Annotated in this window: 2 pseudogenes; one reads left to right on the plus strand and one right to left on the minus strand. The window is 60.8% G+C overall.

The features are described 5' to 3' along the window. Positions 1–98: 98 nt before the first annotated feature. Positions 99–712: pseudogene (locus tag OC184_RS20225) on the plus strand (IS5 family transposase); the annotation flags it as partial. Positions 713–838: 126 nt separating this feature from the next. Here the strand turns inward: OC184_RS20225 and OC184_RS20230 are convergent. Next, positions 839–1,195, minus strand: a pseudogene (locus OC184_RS20230) (integrase core domain-containing protein); the annotation flags it as partial. Between the last annotated feature and the right edge of the window lie 103 nt (positions 1,196–1,298).

The raw sequence follows: 1,298 nt of genomic DNA on the forward strand, positions 1-1,298 counted from the left end.
AAGCGCCATCGGTCCAAGCGCCGCGCCGAATGGCATCAAGTTTCTGGGGGTGAAGAGGGACCGTGGCCCCAGTGGGGCCGCGCAAGCCCGATGAACGCGAATGGCAGACCCGCAAGCACGGCACCCACCGCAGGCGCCAATACCGCAAGGTCCATCTGGCCATGGACACAGCCACCGGTGACATCCGAGGTGGAGAATTCACCTCAGGCCGTGAAGGTGACAGCCCGGTTCTGCCTGACCTGCTGGATCAGATCCCGCCGGATGAACGGATCGGCACCGTGACCGGCGACGGTGCCTTCGACACCCGGCGTTGCCACACCGCAATCGTGGATCGCGGCGGCACCGCCGACATACCCATCCGCAGGAACGGACGCCTGTGGAAGGAGGACTGTCCTGCCGCGCTTGCCATTGTCCTCGGACCGATGGCGGACATTGTCTCGCCCCGCAACGACATCTTGCGGACGAGCAAACGCTTCGGGCGAGCCAACTGGAAGCACTGGTCCGGCTATCACGTCCGAAGTCGGATCGAGGCAAAGATGCGCTCGCAGGTTCGCTAGAACCGGTGGCGCTGAACCTGCTCGACCTCAAGTCCTTCGGCGAACAGATCGCCTCGCGAGACCCGGACAGACAAACGGCCGAAGTTCATATCCGCATTGCGCTCATGAACCGCTTCAACGCACTCGGCACCGCCGAGATCGAGCGCGTAGCCTGAGCTTTAACGAGGTAAGGGAAGTCCTGCTTCAACGCCGAGTTCTGCAACAATGTCCATCGACGGCCGGACGATCCCGAAGATCCCCGGGTAATCCTCCTCGTTTTTAGCGGGGCTCAGCCGTAGAATTCATGCGGCCATTCTCAGCTTCATGGCAGGGGTGATCCCGCCGATGCCCATGTTGGGGCGTTCGTTGTTGTAAGTCCACAGCCACTCTGTAGCGATGTTCTGCACCTCCACAATGGTTTCAAAGATGTAGAGATCCAGCCATTCGTGCCGGACAGTCCGGTTGTAGCGCTCGACGTAAGCGTTCTGCTGCGGCTTTCCGGGCTGGATATAGGTCAAAGCAATACCCTTGTCCTCGGCCTATTCCATCAGGCGGCCACTGATATATTCCGGGCCGTTATCAACCCTGGTCGCCTTCGGTGCTCCCCGCCATTCGATAATCTGGTTCAAGGTGCGCACGACGCGGTTAGCGTCCGAGGAGCTGGTGTAATTTCGTCGCCGCTGGCGGTGTGATCCCGGGTGGCCATCGAGGTGTAGGATCGAGGTGGAGTTTGGCGACTTCAACCACGGACCTTACGGAGAC

Source organism: Paracoccus rhizosphaerae (genome assembly GCF_026162645.1).
Classification (GTDB): Bacteria; Pseudomonadota; Alphaproteobacteria; order Rhodobacterales; family Rhodobacteraceae; genus Paracoccus; species Paracoccus rhizosphaerae.